An 18,288-nucleotide genomic window follows, 5' to 3' on the forward strand; every position below is an offset into this window, starting at 1 on the left:
ATCCACCAGCAAAAGTCCCTTTGCTGGTGGAAATTTCATTTTCATAGGGAGGAATCGTGATGAAATTTGTTACATTTCGTCTTCCTTCGAAAGAAATGCGAGCTGGATGGCTTGAAGGTGACAAAGTAATTGATATGAATCTTGCTAGTGATGGGAAATTACCTTCTTCTATGTTCGCCTTTTTAGAGAAAGCGGATGAGTATGTAGAAGTATTACGTAATATTAAGAATCCGGAAAAGGGGCTATATTCCTTAGAGGAAGTACAATTAGCGGCGGCAATTCCTAATCCGAGTAGTATTCGGGATTTTTACGCGTTTGAACAGCATGTAAAAACGGCTCGTGGCCGAAGAGGGTTAGATGTTGTACCTGAATGGTACGATTTCCCGGTTTTTTATTTTACGAACCATCGTGCTGTAATTGGTCCGGATGATTTTGTAATTGGCCCGAAGAAATCTAAAAAACTTGATTATGAGTTAGAGATTGCTTGCGTAATTGGGAAAGAAGGAAGAAATATTTCTCGTGAGCAAGCAGAGGAATACATTTTTGGTTATTGTATTATGAATGACTGGAGTGCAAGGGACTTGCAAGCAGCAGAAATGAAGGTAGGACTCGGTCCAGCAAAAGGAAAAGATTTTGCAACTTCATTAGGAGCACACCTTGTTACGAAAGAGGAATTAGATGTTTATCGTAACGGTGACCGTTATGAACTAGAGATGACTGCTCATGTAAATGGAAAGCTATTATCAAAAGGAAACTTTCAAGATATTTACTATACATTTGCTGAAATGATTGAACGTGCTTCTAAAGACGTTACGCTATACCCAGGCGATGTGATTGGTTCTGGGACAGTAGGAACAGGTTGTATTTTAGAACTGGGCACGGAAGAGTGGCTGCAAGATGGAGATGTTGTAGAACTTACGATTACTGGTTTAGGTACATTACGTAATACGGTCAAAAAAGAAATGGAAGCAGGTGATGGGCATGTTTTATCGTCACATGGGGGAGCTACCTCATAAACGACATGTACAATTCCGTAAAAAGGATGGATCGCTCTATCGCGAACAAGTAATGGGAACGAAAGGTTTTTCGGGTACGCAATCTATTTTGTACCATCATTATATGCCAACGGAAGTAGGTCATGCAGCATTATCTCATTCTTGTCAGTTGCAGTATGAAGAAGATGTAGCTCTTGCTCATCGGCATTTTCGCACGAAAGAAAATAAAAAAACTGGCGATGCAGTAAGCGGAAGAAACTTTATGCTTGGGAATGAGGATTTATTAATTGGAGTAGTGACTCCAACAGAAAAAATGGACTATTTCTACCGTAATGGTGATGGCGATGAAATGTTATTTGTTCATTACGGAACAGGGAAGATTGAAACAATGTTCGGAACGATTCACTATCGAAAAGGTGATTATGTAACGATTCCAATTGGAACGATTTATCGTGTTATTCCAGATGAAGGAGAGACTAAGTTTCTTGTTGTAGAAGCAAATAGTCAAATTACAACACCGCGTCGCTATCGTAATGAATATGGACAATTGTTAGAGCATAGTCCGTTTTGTGAGAGAGATATTCGTGGTCCTGAAAAATTAGAGACGTATGATGAAAAAGGTGAGTTTGTCGTAATGACAAAGTCGCGAGGGTATATGCATAAACATGTTTTAGGGCACCATCCGTTAGATGTTGTTGGTTGGGATGGCTATTTATATCCGTGGGTCTTTAATGTAGAGGACTTTGAACCAATCACAGGTCGTATTCATCAGCCACCTCCAGTACATCAAACGTTCGAAGGTCACAATTTCGTTATTTGTTCTTTCGTACCACGTTTATACGACTATCATCCAGAATCTATTCCGGCACCATATTATCATAGTAACGTGAATAGTGATGAAGTACTGTACTATGTAGAAGGAAACTTTATGAGCCGGAAAGGTGTGGAAGAAGGTTCTATTACACTTCATCCGAGCGGAATTCCTCATGGGCCGCACCCTGGGAAAACAGAGGGAAGTATAGGGAAAAAAGAAACGCTTGAATTAGCTGTTATGATAGATACATTCCGTCCACTTCGTATTGTAAAACAAGCACATGAAACAGAAGATGAAAAATATATGTATAGCTGGATTGAAGAAGGTTCACATACTGTGAAATAGGTAAAAAGAGGCATGCTCAATAAGTGAGCATGCCTCTTTTGTGGAATCGACATGTATAATAATACCAAAAAAAAATACGGAAAGATATATAGAAACAACGATAAGGATATTGTATGTTCCGAAAGATTTCTACTTATTTCGACAAAAGCATTGACTGGGGAAAGTGCAATGAGTAAAATAAAAAAGCGAATTAAAAATTTTCTGAAAATTTAAAACTTGGAGGAGCATGCTATGAAGCAAATTTTTCAAAAGAAGCCTATTGCAAAGCTAATGCAAGAGAGTAAGCAAAAGACGTTAGCAAGAACATTGGGCGCGCTAGATTTAACGATGCTTGGAATCGGGGCAATTGTTGGGACGGGTATTTTTGTTCTAACGGGCGTGGTAGCGGCGAAACATTCTGGACCAGCTATTATCTTATCATTTGCGATAGCCGCGTTAGCCTGTGCCTTTGCTGCATTTTGTTATGCTGAATTCGCTTCTTCAGTTCCTGTCTCAGGCAGTGTGTATACGTATACATATGCGACGATGGGAGAAGTATTCGCATTTTTAATTGGATGGGACTTAATGCTTGAGTATTTACTTGCTACCTCAGCTGTGGCAAATGGTTGGTCCGCTTATTTCCAATCGTTATTAAAGGGATTTGGAATCCATATTCCTACCATTCTCTCCTCGGCCCCTGGTACAGGAAAGGGTGGAATAATTGATTTACCTGCGGTTCTAATTATTTTAGTGATGACTGTTCTTTTATCTAGAGGTGTTCGTGAAAGTGCACGTGTAAATAATATTATGGTATTTATTAAAATAGCGGTTGTTCTTATTTTTATCTTCGCTGGTTTTAATTATGTGAAACCTGAAAACTGGACGCCTTTTATGCCGTTTGGTTTAGATGGTGTAATGGCTGGAGCTGCTACAGTGTTCTTTGCATTCATAGGGTTTGATGCAGTTTCAACAGCGGCAGAAGAAGTGAAGCGTCCACAACGTGATTTACCAATTGGTATTATTGCATCGTTATTAATTTGTACAGTTCTTTATATCGTTGTTTCGCTTATTTTGACAGGAATTGTTCCATACGGACAGCTAAATATATCAGATCCAGTTGCTTTTGCACTTCAATTTATTGGACAAGATGGTTTAGCGGGAGTAATTTCAGTAGGAGCAATTACCGGAATTACAACTGTAATGCTAGTTATGATGTATGGGCAAGTACGTGTTTCGTATGCAATGAGTAGAGATGGATTATTACCGAAACGTCTTGCTAAAGTTCACCCGAAATTTAAAACACCGTTTTTAAATACGTGGACAACGGGAATTATTGCGGCACTGATTTCAGGATTAATAGATTTAAATGTATTAGCACATCTTGTAAATATGGGGACATTGTCAGCATTTGCACTCGTAGCTGTTGCTGTAATTGTAATGAGAAGAACTCATCCGGACTTACCGAGGGCATTTAAGGCGCCGCTTGTACCATTTTTACCCGCGTTAACAGTAATTTTTTGTTTATACTTAATGCTTCAATTATCCGGAACGGCTTGGATTAGTTTTGGGATATGGATGGTTATTGGTATTGCGGTTTACTTTTTATATAGCCGTAAACATAGTGCTTTAAATAATAGTAAAGACGAAGAAGATGCAGCAAATCTATAAGTAGGGAAATCCATTCTAATTCTGTTAGAATGGATTTTTTTATTTGAAAATTTACATTTTTCTGAATTAGTTATAAGATAATTGTTGGTGAACGAAAGGGGTGAAATGATGAGGAATACGTGGCGTGAGTTAAGGGAGATGGACCGTAACGTATGGATTCGATTTATTGGAGAGACGTTAAATGGAATTGCGATGATGATGTTGATGCCTTTTTTTGCATTATATTTAAAAGATAAGGTAGATTCGTTATTACAGGTCGGAGTGATTATGGCGCTTTCTCCAATTGCTGCAAGCTTTGGAGCGATTATAGGAGGAAGAATTGCTGATATATATGGAAGAAAGCCAATTATGATATTTTCGATGGCGAGTAATGCGTTATTAATGCTCGGTTTTCTATTTATAGAAGGATTTATTCCATATGCGATTTTATCTATTTTTTTAGGATTAAGTAATTCTTTATTTCATCCAGCTGCATCAGCAATGGTTGCGGATGTAACAACGCCAGAAAAAAGAACTGAAGCATATGGTTTATTACGAATGGGGCACAATATAGGTGCTGCAATTGGCCCGATAATGGGCGCTTCGGTAGTTGTGTTGTCGAAGAACCTTGTGTTTATTATTGCCTCGTCTACGATGTTATTTTATGCATTACTTGTATTCGTTCTTATTCAAGAGACAATGCCAAAGGGTATGAATAAAGAAGAGAATAAAGAGAAGGAATCCGGGGCAATTTGGAAAATTGTAATGCGGGATAAGGCATTAATGACTTATTTATTAGCGGGTATCATTATTTCGATGGGATTTTCGCAAATGGAAGGTATGTTACCGTTGCATTTCGATAATGAAATGAGGGGTATTTTTGGAATTAACAATCCGTATCCCTATTTAATGGCACTAAACGGACTGTTGGTTGTGCTATTCCAATTTCCAATTTCAAAATGGGCCGCAGATAAACCAGTCGGGAAGACGATGTTATATGGTGCGTGTTTGTTCGGGATTGGTTTGTTCTTTATAGGATGGTTACCGAAGTGGTTTGGAGGATTAGATACAAATGCTACAATTATTTTAATAACTTTACTGTTTGTGTATGCCATATATACGTTAGGTGAGATGATTATGTCGCCTGTACAGATGACGTTTGTAGCGAATTTGGCCCCTGAGAATTTGAGAGGGACTTATATGGGAGCTGCAAGTTTGCAGTGGATTACAGGAAGTGCATTCGGTCCACTTCTTGGAGGTTTTTTACTAGATCGATTACTTGGCCACGTTCTATTTACAATTTTAGCTGTAGGATGTGTAATTGCAGGTGTTGTATATGTTTCTTTAGATCGACTCATTGAACAAAGGCAAAAAGGCACACTGACCAAAAAATCTTCTTAATGAGTAGATGATATACACGAAAAGGGGATTTCTACATATTTTAGGTACATAACTAAATTGGGTTTTAATTTTATATATTTATGAAAAAAGATAAGTAGAAAAAGTATAGAAAACCAATAAGTGGTGTCATTTAATTATTTGTGGAAGTTACATTTTATTTCAAATAGGAACTACCTATTTTTATAAAAAGTGCTAAAATAGAAAAATGAAAACAATTGGTTAGGGTGATTTCAGTGACAAAAATTAAATTAGGTTTATTATACGGTGGAAAATCAGCTGAGCATCAAGTTTCGCTACAAACGGCTCTTGCTGCTATTAAAGCATTAAATCAAGATAAATTCGAGATTCATCCAATTTATATTACAGAACAAGGTCAATGGGTACGCGGTGAGCGTATTGAAGGTGAAGTAACAGATGTTGAAGTTCTAAAAATGAGCGGTGCAGAAAATGCGATTTCTCCGTTATCATTAAGTACAGAAATTATTCCATCTGTAGCTTCTGAAGAAAATGCTATTGACGTTATATTCCCATTACTACATGGACCGAATGGTGAAGATGGAACGGTTCAAGGATTATTAGAATTAATGAACATTCCTTATGTAGGAAATGGTGTTCTAGCATCTGCTGCAGGTATGGATAAAGTTGTTATGAAAAACATCTTTGCAGAGGCTGGATTGAAACAAGCAAAATATGCATCATTCATTCGTAGCGCATGGGAAAAAGATTGTGAAACAGCATATGAAAAAGTAGAAGAAGTATTAGGATATCCTTGCTTCGTAAAACCAGCAAACCTTGGTTCAAGTGTTGGTATTAATAAGTGTAAAAATCGTGAAGAGCTTGAGAATGCATTTGAAGAGGCATTCCAATTTGACCGTAAAATTATTGTAGAAGAGAATATTGTTGGACGTGAAGTAGAAGTTGGTGTACTAGGTAATGATGAACCGAAATGTTCAGTTGTAGGTGAAATCGTACCGAAAAAAGACTTCTATGATTATAAGTCGAAATATATTGATGGCGATACAGCGTTAATTATTCCAGCTGAAATGACAGAAGAAGAGTCTAATGTTATTAAGCGAGATGCGATTATTGCGTTCCAATCGTTAGATGGTGCTGGATTAACACGAGCTGATTTCTTCTTAACGAAAGATGGAGAAGTATATATTAACGAAGTAAATACAATGCCAGGATTTACGCCGTTTAGTATGTTCCCTCTACTATGGCAACATACTGGATTACCGTATCCGGAATTAATTGAAGAGCTAATCGGTTTAGCAATTGAGCGTCACGAAGAAAAACAAAAAATTAAATATACAATCTAACAAAAAAGGAGGAGGCACTATTCGCAGGAATAGTGCTTCCTCTATGTAAGGAGTGTTTTTATGATAAATCGAACGTTAAAACAAGTAGAACAGATGGTAAATGGTACGGGATTAGCAGAGCAATATGAGGGAATTACTATACAAGGAGTGTCTATTGATACGAGAAAAATTGAAAAAGGAAACCTATATGTTCCGATTCAAGGTGAACGTTTCGATGGACATGCTTTTGTAGATAAAGCTGTTGAAAATGGAGCTGTTGCTACATTGTGGATGAAAGATGTAGCAAATCCACCTGAGAATCTTCCAGTTATTCTTGTAGAAGACACGCTATCGGCATTACAATTGTTAGCGAAAAGCTATCGCGATCAATTGGATGTTAAAGTTGTTGGTGTGACAGGTAGTAACGGTAAAACATCTACAAAAGATATTGTAACAAGTCTTCTTGCAACTAAATTCAAAGTTCAAAAAACAGAAGGAAACTTCAATAACCATATCGGGTTACCTCTTACTATTTTAAACTTAGAAGAAAATACAGAAGTAGCTGTATTAGAAATGGGTATGTCAAGCCGAGGTGAAATTGAATTCTTATCTAAGTTAGCTCGTCCAAATGCAGCTATCATTACAAACATTGGTGAGGCACACTTAATGGACTTAGGCTCTCGTGAGGCGATTGCTGAAGCAAAATTAGAAATTGTGACAGGATTACAAGAAGGTGGAGTGTTCGTATATAACGGAGATGAGCCATTATTGACAAATCGTGTTCCTGAAATGAATTTAATAGCTGAAACAGTTACGTTTGGTGATGCTAGAGCAAATGATTATTATCCAACAACTGTAACATTACAGGCGACGGGAACCCATTTTAAGATGAATAGAGACGAAAATACTTCATTCTACTTACCAGTGTTAGGAAAACATAATGTGTATAACACACTTGCTTCAATGGCAATTGCGAAACATTTTGGTGTAACGTGGGAAGAAATGAAACAAGGCTTAGTCACACTTCAAATGACAGGCATGCGTATGGAAATTGTAAAAACAGATAGTGGATTAACAATTATCAATGATGCTTACAATGCAAGCCCGACAGCCATGGAAGCAGCATTCCACCTAATGAATGGTTTAGATGGATTTGCTAAAAAAATTGTCGTGCTAGGTGATATGTTAGAGCTTGGAGATCAAGAAGTACAGTTTCATTATGAAGTAGGTAAATTAATCGATCCAGCAAAGGTTTCACACGTATTCACATATGGTAAATTAGGGGCTCAAATTGCTGAAGGAGCGAAAATTAATTTCCCTAATGAACGTGTAAAGGCGTATGATAATAAAGAAGAGTTAGTAAAAGAGTTGCAAGCCGTAGTCGATGCGAAAGATGTTGTATTAGTAAAAGCATCTCGTGGTATGAAATTAGAAGAAGTAATTACGATGTTGAAATAATTGGTGTATATAAACAGGGATGATAGCTACGAAAATAGAAGAAACTTATAATAAGCGCTTACAGTAAATATAAAAAAATAAAAGTGGAGAAAAAAACTCTGAATATGAAAATAAGGTAACAGTTGGGTTTGCTTTTTACACATACAAAACTTATAATTGATAAAGTGTAATAACGTTTAGAAGTATTTTCGCGAAGAATATACGCCCGTTTATATACGTGAGCATTCAGGAAAAGGGCTTTTCCGCAAATTCGGAAAACGCCTTTTTTTAAATGATAAGTATAGGATAGAAAAGGAGAAGTAACATTGACAACATTTCGAGAATTAGGATTAAGTGAGTCTTTACTGCAATCTGTTGAAAGTATGGGCTTTGAAGAGGCTACGCCGATTCAAGCTGAAACAATTCCACATGCATTGCAAGGTAAAGATATTATTGGGCAAGCACAAACAGGTACAGGGAAAACAGCAGCATTCGGATTACCACTATTAGATAAAGTGGATACAAATAAAGAAGCAGTTCAAGGTATTGTTATCGCGCCAACGCGTGAATTAGCAATTCAAGTTGGAGAAGAGCTATACAAAATTGGTAAACATAAACGTGTTCGTATTCTACCAATTTATGGTGGTCAAGATATTAACCGCCAAATTCGTGCTCTAAAAAAACACCCACACATTATTGTTGGTACGCCGGGTCGTATTTTAGATCATATTAACCGTAAAACACTTCGTTTACAAAACGTTGAGACTGTTGTTCTTGATGAAGCGGATGAAATGTTAAACATGGGCTTCATTGAAGATATTGAAGCGATTTTAACAGATGTGCCAGAAACACATCAAACATTATTATTCTCAGCGACAATGCCAGATCCAATCCGTCGTATTGCTGAGCGTTTCATGACTGAGCCTCAACACATTAAAGTAAAAGCAAAAGAAGTAACAATGCCAAACATTCAGCAGTTCTATTTAGAAGTGCAAGAAAAGAAAAAGTTTGACGTGTTAACACGCTTACTAGATATTCAATCTCCAGAGCTTGCAATCGTATTCGGTCGTACAAAGCGTCGTGTTGATGAATTATCAGAAGCATTAAATTTACGTGGTTATGCAGCAGAAGGTATTCATGGTGACTTAACACAGGCGAAACGTATGTCTGTATTACGTAAATTTAAAGAAGGTGCTATTGAAGTTCTTGTTGCAACAGACGTTGCTGCACGTGGTCTTGATATTTCAGGCGTAACACACGTATATAACTTCGATATCCCACAAGATCCAGAATCATACGTTCACCGTATCGGTCGTACTGGCCGTGCAGGTAAAAAAGGTATTGCAATGTTATTTGTAACACCGCGTGAATCAGGACAATTAAAAAATATCGAGCGTACAACAAAACGTAAAGTTGACCGTATGGAAGCACCGACACTTGACGAGGCATTAGAAGGTCAACAACGTTTAATCGCTGAAAAACTTCAAAGCACAATCCAAAATGAAAACTTAGCATACTACAAGCGTATTGCAGAAGAAATGTTAGAAGAGAACGACTCTGTAACAGTAGTAGCTGCTGCGCTAAAAATGATGACTAAAGAGCCGGATACAACTCCAATCGCTTTAACATCAGAACCACCAGTTGTTTCAAGAGGTGGCGGTTCTAAAAAACGCGGTGGTAACGGAGGCGGATACCGTGATGGTAACCGTAATCGTAGTCGTGACGGACGCGGCGGTGGCGATGGTCGTAACCGTGATCGCAATCGTGATGGACGCGGTGGTGGCGATGGCCGTAACCGTGATCGTAATCGTGATGGCGGTAGCCGTGGTCGTAAAGGTGAAGGTCAAGGTCGCCCTGGATCTTCAAATGGACGCGGCGAAAGAAAACATCATAGCCGTCCACAAGCTTAATAAAAAAGAGAATGCCCTTTACCGGCATTCTCTTTTTTTATTTCTCTAATTGTACATACTACATAATAACTTGTGTAGAAAAGAGGTGTTACATGCTTGTAAGACTTGGTTATGTCGCGATGAGTGTACATTTAAAGAATGCATCTCCATCTCAAACGATGACATTTGCGCAATTTCAAAAAATTGATGATCGAGAGGCTGCGATTCGTAAACTTGAAAGAATTGCTAATTCGAATTTGGAAAATTGCTTAAGGTTGTTAAAGCATAATAAAGGGCATGATATATCTTTCTTTCGGCTAAGCTCCAAACTTATCCCCTTAGCGAATCATGAAGAGTTGGTAGAGTGGAACTACATTCGTCCGTTGAAAGAAAATTTAAAAGTACTAGGTGAATACGCAATCCGTATGAACATGCGAATTGATTTTCATCCAGATCATTTTGTTGTACTGAATTCACCTGAAGAGAGTATTTTTAAACAATCCGTAAAGACATTGCAGATGCATAAAAAATTATTAAAAGGTATGGGGATTGAACATAAACAGAGGTGTGTATTACATGTGGGTGGAGGTTATAAAGATAAGGAACTTGCATTAGAACGCTTTATAGAAAATTGGTCGAGTGTTCCGAGAGGTATTCAAGAGATGGTCATATTAGAAAATGATGACACGACCTTTTCTTTAGAAGAAACATTGTATTTAGGTGAGAAGTTAGATATTCCAGTCGTGTTTGATTTGCATCACCATATGATGAATAATAATCAAGAAGATTGGCATGAAGATTGGGCGCGTGTTGTACATACATGGGAATCGTCTTTGTTACCAGTGAAAATGCACATTTCTAGTCCTAGAGAGGGAAAAGACCCGAGAGCGCATGCAGACTTTATTGATGTAGATACTTTTTTATCTTTTTTAAAAAAGATAAAGGGAAGTGTTCCGCAAATTGATTGTATGATTGAGGCGAAGAAGAAGGATGAGTCTTTATTTCAGCTCATGAGAGATTTAAGTAAACAAACAGATGTGGAAATTGTCGATGGTGCGAGCTTCTATATTAAATAAGCTCTGCACCATCGAGTTTTTTGCCCCGCATTAACGGGCAGTAAGACTCCTACCTCAAAATTTGGTGAATACGAAGGGGAGGTGGGAGATCAACTGCCCGTAAAAGCCCGATTGGTGTGGGCTAATAATCAGTGGGGGATGGACAAAACCCCTACTGATTAAAGTTTCACTTTATTAATAAAGGAGTGCAAATACCACCAATGATCAATCCTGTTAAATGGCTGATAGGATTAGCAGAGGGATTGAAGAAAGTGAATAGTAGTAATATACATATCATGATTGAAAAAATAGCAATGTCTCTCGGATTGGAAGAACGATAACGACTATACATTAGAAATAATTGTGCACCTAGCAATCCGAAAATACCACCAGATGCCCCTGCATGAATATATTCAAGAGGCATAATAAGATAAGTAGAAATATTTCCGAGAATACCGGAAAGGAAAAAAATAATGATGAAAGAAAAGTGCCCAAGTTGTTTTTCAATAGAAGAGCCAAGCACGAATAAACAAATACTATTAGCAAGAAAATGTTGTAAGTCTACATGTACAAGCAGAGAAGTTATGAGACGCCACCATTCTCCTTTAGCGATATATTCATTATAGGCTGCCATAGGAAAGAGGGAAAAATCGGCTAACATAATCATGATTAATTGTATAAGAAGTAAAGCGATGACAATTGGTTGTAAGAAAATGCGGGCGGATGGTATTAGCATGGGTGAGTATCACTCCTTTTGCATCAGAAAGATTCTCTGTTATTCTTACAATATGAAAAAAGAAAGTTAAATAGAAGAAGGGGATTTTGAAATGATTGTAGGGATTGGAATCGATATTATTGAATTAAATCGAATTGAAAAAATGATAGATGGAAAGCTGAAATTTATGGAACGTATTTTAACTGAAAGTGAGCGGAATGTCGCTAAGGAGCTGAAGGGAAGTCGCCTTACGGAGTTTGTGGCTGGAAGATTTGCAGCGAAAGAGGCGTATTCAAAGGCGGTAGGAACTGGCATTGGGAAAGAAGTGAGTTTTTTAGATATCGAGGTAAAAAATGATGGTAGAGGTAAACCGATCCTTATTACAAGTACAGAGCATATTGTTCATTTATCAATTAGTCATAGTAAGGAATTTGCTGTTGCTCAAGTTGTTTTAGAAAGCTCGTCACGCTAGTCTGCATATTTTATATCTTTGTCTCATATATTTGAGGTAGCGATAAGGAAGGCACATCTTCCATTCATTTATAGGGGCAAAGGGGCTGAAGTGATGAAAAGGCGTCTGTTTTTAGTTCTTGTCGGTTTATTAACCGTTTTTGTGTTGGCCGGTTGTATGGAAAAGAAACAAGATGATGTTGTGAGAGATTTAGAGGCGAAAGTAAAAGGGATGAAAAGTTATCAAGCTGAAGCAAAATTATCTATTAAAACAGGGAATGAGCCTCAGGAGTATAAGGTAGAAATATGGCATAAGGAACCTTCATTTTATCGTGTGAATTTGCAGAATGCGAAAAAGGATCAGAGCCAAATTATTTTAAGAAATGAAGAAGGTGTATTTGTATTAACGCCAGCGCTTAATAAGAGTTTCCGTTTCCAAAGTGATTGGCCACAAAATAGTAGCCAGGCTTATTTATATGAATCCCTTGTGAGAGATATTTTGCAGGATAAGAAAAACCTTACTTTTGAAAAAACAGATAAGTATTATATTTTTAAAACAAAAACAAACTATCAGCATCAAAACATGTTGCCGAGACAAGAGATTACATTGAAGAAAAGTGATTTAACACCAGTTTCAGTGAAGTTAATGGATAATGATCAAAATGTTCTAGTGAAGGTAGATTTCTCTAAAGTTAAATTCGATGCGAAATTTGATAAAGGTGCATTTGATACGAAACAAAATATGTCTAGAGCGCAAGTAGATGTTCAAACAACGGCAAAAGAAGACAAACCATTTGCTATTTTGTATCCACGTGATACGCCGCAAGGTATGACTTTGAAAGACGAAAAAGAGTTGAAGACAGACAGTGGCAAGCGTGCGATACTCACATACACTGGAAGTAAGAAATCCTTTACTTTAATACAAGAAAAGGCAAAAATTGCAGAGGCTTCGTCAGCGATAAGTGTAAGCGGAGAATTGGTTGATCTTGGATTCACTATTGGAGCGTTGACGAAAGACTCTTTAACGTGGTCGCATAACGGAGTAGAATATATGCTCGTGTCTAAAGGTTTAGAGCCGAAGGAGCTATTAATGGTTGCTCGTTCAGTTACAGAGAAGCAGGTGAAGTAAACTTCTTAGACGTGGTGATATATGTGCACCACGTCTTTTCTTAGTTTGAAGGGTGGATTTCATAAAAGAAGCATATAAAAGAATAAGCTTCGCATATCGTGTATAAGGAAGTGTATTTATGGAAGAAGCACCATTTTACCGTGACACTTGGGTGGAAGTGGATTTAGATGCGATCTATAACAATATTACACACATTAAAAATTTCATTCCAAGTGATGTAGAGATTTTTGCTGTAGTTAAAGCTAATGCATATGGACACGATTATGTACCGGTAGCAAAAACGGCATTAGAAGCAGGGGCGACAAGGTTAGCGGTTGCCTTTTTAGATGAAGCTTTAGTGCTTCGAAGGGCTGGTATTACTGTACCAATTTTAGTGTTAGGTCCTTCCCCCCCTCGTGATGTCAATGTAGCTGCTGAAAATGATGTAGCATTAACTGTTTATCAAAAAGAATGGGTGGATGAAGCGATCAAGCTTTGGGATGGTTCGTCTACGATGAAATACCATATTAATTTCGATAGTGGTATGGGGAGAATTGGAATACGCGAACGCAAAGAATTAAAAGGATTTTTAAAGAGCTTAGAAGGTGCACTATTCTTAGAATTAGAAGGAGTTTATACGCATTTTGCAACAGCAGATGAGGTGGAGACTTCTTACTTTGATAAGCAATATAACACGTTTTTGCAGCAGTTAAGTTGGTTGAAAGAATTCGGAGTGGATCCTAAGTTTGTCCATACAGCTAATAGTGCTGCAACGCTACGTTTTCAAGGAATTACATTTAATGCAGTACGAATTGGCATTGCGATGTATGGGTTATCCCCGTCTGTAGAAATACGCCCCTTTTTACCGTTTAAATTAGAACCAGCGTTATCACTGCATACGAAGGTTGCTCATATTAAACAGGTGATTAAAGGGGATGGGATTAGTTATAACGTCACGTACCGAACGAAAACCGAAGAATGGATTGCAACCGTTGCAATTGGATATGCAGATGGGTGGCTTAGAAGATTACAAGGATTTGAAGTGCTTGTAAATGGTAAAAGGGTACCGATTGTAGGTCGAGTAACAATGGATCAATTCATGATACACCTTCCTTGTGAAGTGCCGCTTGGTACGAAAGTTACACTCATTGGAAGACAAGGTGATGAGTATATTAGTGCTACTGAGGTTGCTGAATATTCCGGGACTATTAATTATGAAATTATTGCAACGATAAGCTTCCGGGTGCCGAGAATATTTATACGGCACGGTAAGGTTGTAGAAGTAATCAATTATTTGAACAATATATAGACGGTAGTATGATTTGCTTCTTGTCATTTGAGAGGACTGTTCATTGGTTAAGAATAAGTTCATTTTTTGACGAGAAGCTTTTTACTTATCATTACTTTTAACATAATGTAACGTGAATTTTAATAAGAAACTCTTCCGTTTCTTATTTGTAATGAGATAAAAAATAAAAGAATATGAATGTTTTGTTTGTGAATTGGAAAACATAAGCAAGGAATAAGGAAGTCTTTGCAACAGGCTCCATACAATGGTATTATTACAATAGGTGTCATATATATATTTGGGTGTGTAGTTGACGGTGGAGGTGTATTTTTGTGTCCGAATCAAGTGTAACTACTGAAATCGTGGTTCGGTTGCCAAAGCAAATGGTAACGGAATTGGACGGAATTGGAAAACAAGAGAATAAGAATCGCCATGAACTAATTTGCCAGGCAACACAACTGTTATTGCGTCAACATAAGACGAAGAAACGCTACCAACATGAATCAATGCGACGTGGGTACATTGAAATGGGAAAAATTAATCTTGGTATTGCATCTGAAGCTTTCTTAGCAGAGTATGAAGCAGCTCATACAGTAGAACGCTTAGTTAGCGGGGGGTAATATTTTGATTGTAAAACGCGGCGACGTGTATTTTGCAGACCTTTCCCCAGTTGTTGGTTCTGAGCAAGGAGGCGTTCGTCCGGTTCTTGTCATTCAAAATGACATCGGAAATCGTTTTAGTCCAACGGTGATTGTAGCGGCTATTACTGCACAGATTCAAAAAGCGAAATTACCCACTCATGTGGAAATTGATGCGAAAAAGTACGGTTTTGAGAGAGATTCTGTTATTTTACTTGAGCAGATTCGAACAATCGATAAGCAGCGCTTAACGGACAAAATCACTCACTTAGATGAAGTGATGATGATTCGTGTAGATGAAGCGCTACAAATTAGTTTAGGACTAATAGATTTTTAAATCGGCAGTTTAAGTTGCTCTCTTTGAAGGGCAACTTTTTTTATTATAGAGGAGGTTACGGTTGTATATGGAAATGGTAGATAATCGACAAGCGTTAATGAAAATGTTAGTGAAGGAATTAGGCTTTACCGAAAAGCAAGTTCGTCATGTTATTCAATTAACAGAAGAAGGTAACACAGTTCCATTTATTGCTCGTTACCGAAAAGAATGGACAGGCTCTTTAGATGAAGTGCAAATTCGTACAATTTTAGAGAGATGGCAATATATGATGCAGCTTGAAGATAGGAAAGAAGAGGTTCTGCGTCTTATTGATGAGAAGGGGAAACTGACAGGAGAATTACGTCAGCAAATTGTGAAAGCTACAAAGTTGCAAGAAGTAGAAGATTTATATCGTCCATATAAAGAGAAAAGAAGAACGAAAGCAACGATTGCAAAAGAAAAGGGATTAGAGCCATTAGCTGAATGGTTATTGTTATATAAGAAAGAAGATCCAAATCAGAAGGCAATGGAGTTTATTAATGCAGAGAAAGAAGTGCAATCTGTAGAAGAAGCATTACAAGGTGCCCAAGACATTATTGCAGAAATTGTTTCGGATGAAGCGGCATATCGTAGTTGGATTCGCAATACAACTTTCCGAAAAGGAATTATGTCTTCATCTGTAAAAGATAAAGAGAAAGATGAAAAGAATATATATGAAATGTATTACAGCTATGAAGAGCCTTTACAGAAAGTAGTGCCACATCGTGTATTAGCGATGAATCGTGGTGAGAAAGAAGATATATTAAGAGTTTCTGTTGTTCCGCCAGTAGATGAGATAGTAACGTTCTTATATAAGAAGGTCATTCGTGATAACGATTCTAAAAGTGCACATCATGTACAGTTAGCGATTGAAGATGGCTATAAGCGATTAATTCAATCCTCTATTGAAAGAGAAATCCGAAAAGAATTAACAGAAACAGCTGAGGAACAAGCGATACATATTTTCTCTGAGAATTTGCGTAACTTATTATTACAACCTCCTATGAAAGGGAAAGTAGTGTTAGCTGTAGACCCTGCATATAGAACAGGTTGTAAGTTAGCTGCAGTGGATGACACGGGGAAAGTTCTATATATTGATGTTATTTATCCGCATCCACCAGTTCGTAAATATGAAGATGCAAAAACGAAAGTTCTTTCTATTATAGATAAATATCAAGTTGAAATGATTGCAATTGGGAATGGTACAGCTTCTAGAGAAACGGAAGAATTTATAGTTGATGTATTACAAAATGTGAAACGAGAAGTCTTCTATATTATTGTGAACGAAGCTGGTGCGAGTGTATATTCAGCTTCGGATTTAGCTCGTGAGGAATTTCCGAATTTACAGGTTGAAGAAAGAAGTGCTGTTTCTATTGGAAGGCGTCTGCAAGATCCACTTGCTGAACTTGTGAAAATTGATCCTAAATCAGTTGGGGTTGGACAATACCAACATGATGTATCTCAAAAGAGGTTGAATGAATCATTAACATTTGTAGTAGAGACGGCAGTTAACCAAGTCGGTGTGAATGTAAATACAGCTTCAGTTGCGTTATTGCAATATGTTTCAGGTTTATCGAAAACTGTTGCGAAAAATATTGTGGCAAAGCGCGAAGAAGAGGGGAAATTTACAAAACGAACAGACTTAAAGAAAATACCTCGTCTAGGTGCGAAGACATATGAACAATGTGTAGGTTTCTTACGTATATTAGAAGGGGCAAATTCGTTAGACCGAACGGGGATTCATCCAGAACAATATAAAAATGTTGAATTGTTATTGAAGAGTCTAGGACTATCAAAGGATGACGTAGGGCAACCACAGTTACAAAAGAGCTTAGAAGAAGTAGAGATTTCTAAGTTGTCCCAAGAAACGGGGATTGGGGAACCGACATTAGTCGATATTATAGATGCACTTATTAGTCCAGAGCGAGACATGAGGGATGAGTTGCCTAAACCACTTCTGAAAAAAGGGATTTTGAAATTAGAAGATTTAAAACGTGGTATGGAGCTGGAAGGAACGGTTCGTAACGTTGTTGATTTTGGTGCTTTTGTTGATGTTGGTGTAAAGCAAGATGGTTTAGTGCATATTTCTAAACTAAGCACACAGTATGTGAAGCATCCGTTAGATATTGTATCTGTCGGACAAATTGTAAAGGTATGGGTAGATGATATTGATACGAAAAAAGGTCGTGTCGCATTATCCATGTTGCCGATTGAATAATAAGAGAAGAGAGCAGATAAAACTGCTCTTTTTTTATGGAGTAGAAAGTGTAATGGATTATGAGCTTTGATGTATTTTGCTATAATAAAACCAGCATTCATTTAGTAATTTAATTTGATACCGGTTTTTTTCAAAATATGCGCGTTGCATTTGTTTTTTTAGCCACGTAGGCATAGGAATCCCTCCTTGTTTAATCCTACTCTCATAAATGTAAGGTACTATTAATGAGAGGTTGGTGAGTGGATTTCTATTTCTGCTATGTTTTTAGAAACCACGCTTCTTGAATGAGGATGGGTATATGTACTATTTAATATATGTATAAGAGAGAAGAAAAGTGTAAAAATATTTTTTTGTTTAGGAGGAATGAAAATGGATGAGCAAGAAATACAGCGGCTAGTGGAAGAAGTATCGCTACAATACTTCGGAATGCCGTTTTTACATAAGGCAATGTTTAATAGTAGGTTGCGTACAACTGGTGGACGTTATCTATTGAATACGCACAATATTGAACTGAATTATCAATATTACGAAATGTATGGGGAAGAAGAATTAGTCGGGATTGTTAAACATGAACTTTGTCATTATCACTTACATATTACAGGAAGAGGGTATAAGCACCGAGATAGGGATTTTCGTGAACTGTTAAAAGAAGTTGG

Annotated in this window: 17 protein-coding genes (1 of these 17 only partly in view); 15 read left to right on the plus strand and 2 right to left on the minus strand. The window is 37.4% G+C overall.

The features are described 5' to 3' along the window. Nucleotides 1–59 precede the first annotated feature (59 nt). The 8 genes from ATN06_RS01430 to uvsE all read left to right on the plus strand — a co-directional run bounded on the left by ATN06_RS01430 (nt 60) and on the right by uvsE (nt 10,881). The gene (locus tag ATN06_RS01430) at nt 60–1,016 is read left to right on the plus strand and encodes a fumarylacetoacetate hydrolase family protein (protein WP_060629280.1); all 957 of its coding nucleotides are present in this window, start codon (nt 60–62) and stop codon (nt 1,014–1,016) included. Next, nucleotides 982–2,154, plus strand: a complete 1,173-nt coding sequence (locus ATN06_RS01435) for a homogentisate 1,2-dioxygenase (RefSeq protein ID WP_060629281.1) — start codon at nt 982–984, stop codon at nt 2,152–2,154. Before ATN06_RS01430 ends, ATN06_RS01435 begins: the two co-directional genes overlap by 35 nt. A gap of 231 nt (nt 2,155–2,385) precedes the next feature. Then, nucleotides 2,386–3,801, plus strand: coding sequence for a branched-chain amino acid transporter BcaP (locus ATN06_RS01440; RefSeq protein ID WP_060629282.1), 1,416 nt, complete (start codon nt 2,386–2,388; stop codon nt 3,799–3,801). 108 nt (nt 3,802–3,909) lie between these two features. Beyond that, the gene (locus ATN06_RS01445) at nt 3,910–5,181 is read left to right on the plus strand and encodes an MDR family MFS transporter (RefSeq protein ID WP_060629283.1); all 1,272 of its coding nucleotides are present in this window, start codon (nt 3,910–3,912) and stop codon (nt 5,179–5,181) included. Between the two features lie 233 nt (nt 5,182–5,414). Next, nucleotides 5,415–6,500 (plus strand): D-alanine--D-alanine ligase, encoded by a 1,086-nt coding sequence (locus ATN06_RS01450; RefSeq protein ID WP_060629284.1) that lies wholly within the window; start codon nt 5,415–5,417, stop codon nt 6,498–6,500. A 60-nt stretch (nt 6,501–6,560) separates the two neighbouring features. Continuing rightward, nucleotides 6,561–7,937 carry a UDP-N-acetylmuramoyl-tripeptide--D-alanyl-D-alanine ligase gene (murF, locus tag ATN06_RS01455; RefSeq protein WP_060629285.1) on the plus strand — a complete coding sequence of 459 codons (1,377 nt, stop codon included), beginning with the start codon at nt 6,561–6,563 and terminating at the stop codon, nt 7,935–7,937. Nucleotides 7,938–8,242: 305 nt separating this feature from the next. Next, a complete protein-coding gene (locus ATN06_RS01460) occupies nt 8,243–9,826 on the plus strand; it encodes a degradosome RNA helicase CshA (RefSeq protein WP_060629286.1) in 1,584 nt (527 codons plus the stop codon). Nucleotides 9,827–9,918: 92 nt separating this feature from the next. After that, nucleotides 9,919–10,881 (plus strand): UV DNA damage repair endonuclease UvsE, encoded by a 963-nt coding sequence (gene uvsE, locus ATN06_RS01465; RefSeq protein WP_060629287.1) that lies wholly within the window; start codon nt 9,919–9,921, stop codon nt 10,879–10,881. Nucleotides 10,882–11,047: 166 nt separating this feature from the next. Here uvsE and ATN06_RS01470 read toward each other — a convergent pair whose 3' ends face one another. Next, nucleotides 11,048–11,596, minus strand: coding sequence for a rhomboid family intramembrane serine protease (locus tag ATN06_RS01470; protein WP_060629288.1), 549 nt, complete (start codon nt 11,594–11,596; stop codon nt 11,048–11,050). A 91-nt stretch (nt 11,597–11,687) separates the two neighbouring features. Between ATN06_RS01470 and acpS the strand changes: the two genes are divergently transcribed. The 6 genes from acpS to ATN06_RS01500 all read left to right on the plus strand — a co-directional run bounded on the left by acpS (nt 11,688) and on the right by ATN06_RS01500 (nt 17,632). Continuing rightward, nucleotides 11,688–12,047 (plus strand): holo-ACP synthase, encoded by a 360-nt coding sequence (acpS, locus tag ATN06_RS01475; protein WP_060629289.1) that lies wholly within the window; start codon nt 11,688–11,690, stop codon nt 12,045–12,047. Between the two features lie 156 nt (nt 12,048–12,203). Then, nucleotides 12,204–13,154, plus strand: coding sequence for a LolA family protein (locus ATN06_RS01480; protein WP_060633080.1), 951 nt, complete (start codon nt 12,204–12,206; stop codon nt 13,152–13,154). 118 nt (nt 13,155–13,272) lie between these two features. Beyond that, nucleotides 13,273–14,442, plus strand: coding sequence for an alanine racemase (gene alr, locus ATN06_RS01485; protein WP_060629290.1), 1,170 nt, complete (start codon nt 13,273–13,275; stop codon nt 14,440–14,442). A gap of 311 nt (nt 14,443–14,753) precedes the next feature. Continuing rightward, nucleotides 14,754–15,041 (plus strand): antitoxin EndoAI, encoded by a 288-nt coding sequence (locus ATN06_RS01490; RefSeq protein WP_000004570.1) that lies wholly within the window; start codon nt 14,754–14,756, stop codon nt 15,039–15,041. 4 nt (nt 15,042–15,045) lie between these two features. Next, the gene (gene ndoA / locus ATN06_RS01495) at nt 15,046–15,396 is read left to right on the plus strand and encodes a type II toxin-antitoxin system endoribonuclease NdoA (RefSeq protein ID WP_000635963.1); all 351 of its coding nucleotides are present in this window, start codon (nt 15,046–15,048) and stop codon (nt 15,394–15,396) included. A 67-nt stretch (nt 15,397–15,463) separates the two neighbouring features. Then, nucleotides 15,464–17,632 (plus strand): Tex family protein, encoded by a 2,169-nt coding sequence (locus ATN06_RS01500; protein ID WP_060629291.1) that lies wholly within the window; start codon nt 15,464–15,466, stop codon nt 17,630–17,632. A 57-nt stretch (nt 17,633–17,689) separates the two neighbouring features. Here ATN06_RS01500 and cmpA read toward each other — a convergent pair whose 3' ends face one another. Beyond that, nucleotides 17,690–17,806, minus strand: a complete 117-nt coding sequence (cmpA, locus tag ATN06_RS01505) for a cortex morphogenetic protein CmpA (RefSeq protein ID WP_001143642.1) — start codon at nt 17,804–17,806, stop codon at nt 17,690–17,692. Nucleotides 17,807–18,001: 195 nt separating this feature from the next. On the opposite strand from cmpA, the gene ATN06_RS01510 reads away from it, so the two are divergent. Beyond that, nucleotides 18,002–18,288, plus strand: the 5' portion of a protein-coding gene (locus ATN06_RS01510) for a SprT family protein (protein WP_060629292.1). The gene runs 172 nt beyond the window's last position; the window shows 287 of its 459 coding nt (coding positions 1–287); the start codon lies at nt 18,002–18,004; its stop codon lies off the right edge, out of view.

The organism is Bacillus thuringiensis, from assembly GCF_001455345.1.
Lineage (GTDB): Bacteria > Bacillota > Bacilli > Bacillales > Bacillaceae_G > Bacillus_A > Bacillus_A thuringiensis_N.